Annotated in this window: 4 protein-coding genes; 3 read left to right on the top strand and 1 reads right to left on the bottom strand. The window is 30.5% G+C overall.

The features are described from left to right. Window positions 1–38: 38 nt before the first annotated feature. The gene (locus WCG23_13240) at window positions 39–242 is read right to left on the bottom strand and encodes a helix-turn-helix transcriptional regulator (protein ID MEI8390836.1); all 204 of its coding nucleotides are present in this window, start codon (window positions 240–242) and stop codon (window positions 39–41) included. A gap of 198 nt (window positions 243–440) precedes the next feature. Here WCG23_13240 and WCG23_13235 point away from each other — a divergent pair, with 198 nt between their 5' ends. The 3 genes from WCG23_13235 to WCG23_13225 are packed head-to-tail and all read left to right on the top strand — an operon-like array spanning window position 441 to window position 2,859. After that, complete coding sequence (locus WCG23_13235) at window positions 441–1,328, top strand: hypothetical protein (protein MEI8390835.1); 888 nt, start codon at window positions 441–443, stop codon at window positions 1,326–1,328. Between the two features lie 5 nt (window positions 1,329–1,333). Continuing rightward, window positions 1,334–2,614: an MBL fold metallo-hydrolase gene (locus WCG23_13230; protein MEI8390834.1), complete on the top strand. Its 1,281-nt coding sequence runs from the start codon at window positions 1,334–1,336 to the stop codon at window positions 2,612–2,614. 8 nt (window positions 2,615–2,622) lie between these two features. Next, complete coding sequence (locus WCG23_13225; protein ID MEI8390833.1) at window positions 2,623–2,859, top strand: hypothetical protein; 237 nt, start codon at window positions 2,623–2,625, stop codon at window positions 2,857–2,859. The last annotated feature ends 119 nt before the right edge of the window (window positions 2,860–2,978 follow it).

Raw genomic sequence — 2,978 nt, 5'->3', positions numbered from 1 at the left:
AGAATTAAGTTAAAAAAACTTTATCCTAATAAATTAAATTAACAATGCACTAGGACTTTGGCTATTTTTTGAATTTTAGACAAGGGAATATCTCTTTGGGCATTTTCGATTATTCCGATATAAGAATTGGCAGCACCAATTTCAAGGCTTAACTGTTCTTGAGTTAAACCTTTTTCAAGGCGCAAATTTTTTATTTTTTGCCCAAACTTTTTATGAAATCTTTTATCGAAATTCTTAACCATAAGTCTTTTATATAGAACTTATTAATTATTTACTATTGCTATTAGCAAGATTTTAGCTGTATACTACTATTAGTATTGATTCATGGTGGCATTTATTAACTAAATTAATATTAAAAAAATTTTATAATGTTATGCGCCCGATTCAGACATAGGTGTCTGTTATTATTTAAAAATATAAGTTAAGGAGAAATATAAATTATGAGTAAAGGGTTTCAAAGACATTTTGATGAAGAAAAATTCCAGCAAATTAAAGAAAAAGTAGCCTGCGTTGCCAACATTGTAAAAGAATCATATGGAGAATTGGACTTTCAAATAAGACCAAATAACTGTTTTAATGTTTACTATTGGGGAAATAGCTTGGCTAGGGTAAATATTCAAAAGGATAATTTCAGGATAGAGAAAGCAGAAGCTTTTAACAAAAATTCAGAGACAAATAAAGGTCGTTCAAGCAATAACTATTCAAATTTATTTGAGTTTTTTAATAGCCCGAACTTGAAAGAACTCTGTAGAAACATAAAAAAGGTCGATTATCAGGATGAATTAAGATTAGAACATCAAATTCTTTCTGATAATTCAATAAATTCTGACTTCTTTATAATTGACAGACAAATACAGGGTGTTTCAGCTTCAAGAAAAGAATTAGACTTGCTGGGTCTTCGTAAAACTGTTTCAGGTGAATATAAATTCGTTTTGTTAGAAGTAAAACTTGTTTATAACAAGGATTTAAACAACTCTAAAGATGAAATTGTAAAGGTCATAAGCCAAATTAATGAATATGAAACTTTGTTTAAATCTGAACTTGAAGTTATTGCAAAGAGCTATGAAATAAATTACAGCCAGAAAAAAGCTTTGGGCTTGTTCCCTGATGAATTTCCTGAATCAATAAAGATTAATTCAACCGATTTTGATAAATCTATTGTTATAGGAGGAAATTATCAGATTGCAGTAAAGGTTAAAGAACGTCTTGAAAAAGAATTTGATGGCAAGATAATCCCCTTAAAATTTGATTTAATGGAAATAATTACATCACATCCCGCAGATATTATGGCAGAAGATTTTTATAAAATTGCAGAGGAAGTTAAATAAATATAATGGAACTTAAAATTCACAGGGGAGCAAAGGAAATAGGCGGTTCATGTCTTGAAATCTCAACAGACAAGGCGATTATTCTTTTTGACTTCGGTTTACCACTTGTTAATGATGACGGTAGCAGTTTTAACTTTAAAAATATTACGAAATTAAGCTGTGAAGAGCTGATAAAACAAGGAATATTGCCCGATATAAAAGGGCTTTATTCTGATGAAGATTGTGCCATTTCTGCAATATTTATAAGTCATGCACATCCTGACCATTTCGGACTGTTAAAATACATCAATCCTAAGATAAAAGTGTATTTAAGTGAAGTTTCATACAGTATTATCAAGGAAATATCCCCTATTCTCTACGACACAAGCGATGAATTAAACAATTTTGAACTATTGAAGAGTAATCAAGCCGTTCAGATAGAAGACATTTTAATTAAACCGCATACCATGGATCACTCAATTCCGAGTTCTTATGCCTTTGAAATAACGGCAGATAACAAGAATGTGCTTTATACTGGTGATTTCAGAGTTCACGGGAGAACGGCATACAACTTAAAAAAACTTGTCGACAATGTAAAAGACACTATTGATTATTTAATCCTTGAAGGAACTACAATCGGCAGAGATAAAATTGATAATTTAACCGAAAAAGATATTGAAGATAAGTTAATAAACACGTTCAAGAGTGAAAAGCTAAACATAGTAATCTTTTCAGCTCAAAATTTAGACAGATTTATTTCAGTTTATAAAGCTTGTCTGCATACAAAAAAGACCCTTATAATAGACCCCTACACGGCTTTTACACTTGAAAAATTCAAGTCTTTAGGCAAAAATATTCCTCAATTTGACTGGAATAATATAAAAGTTTATTTTTCTTCTAATTCCATTACAAGAAAGCTTGCACAAACAGAGGATTTATACAGATATAAATCACAAAAGATTTCTATTGATGAGATTTTAAGCAGTCCTAAAGACTATGCGGTAAAGCATAATCATAAAATTTCAACTAAAATACTTGAAAAAGCTGATATTAATGATATTCAGGTGATTTACTCCCTTTGGTCGGGATATTTAGAAAATGAAGGTGATTTTTGGAATCCTCATAAAGACAAGCTCCTTCACATTCATACAAGCGGTCATGCTTACCCTCAAGACCTTAAAAACTTTGTAACGGCAATAAACCCCACTACTATTATTCCTATACATACTTCCTTTCCTGAATCGTACAAGGAAATGTTCGGAGAAAATACGCTGATAGTCGAAGATAAAGAATTATTAAAGTTATAGGAGCAATTATGCACTCAGGAGCATTGACAGCTGTTTGTTTTATCGGTTTTTTCGTTTTATTAGATTTTGCACGTAAAACGGTTAAATTTCTGTTTCCTTACATAACGGCATACGGAATTTTAGACATAACAAACAGAAATCAGGCAAAACGCTTAAGCAAAGAATACGAAAAAGCACAGGAACAGCATTCAAAAAGATTTAAAGAAAGCATCACGATAGTTAATAAAGGTGATGAAGCGGTTTAGAAGACTTCATAATAATCAAATAATACAGTATTAAAACTTGAATAGTTAAGTATATTGAAGCTTCACAGGCTTAAATATTTGTCAACGTGCATTTTTATTGATATAATTAGTATATAAAT

It is taken from the genome of bacterium, assembly GCA_037147175.1.
Taxonomy (GTDB): Bacteria; Cyanobacteriota; Vampirovibrionia; order Gastranaerophilales; family UBA9971; genus UBA9971.
Note: the sequence above shows the minus strand (reverse complement) of the source record. Positions and strands in the feature narration are given on the sequence as shown.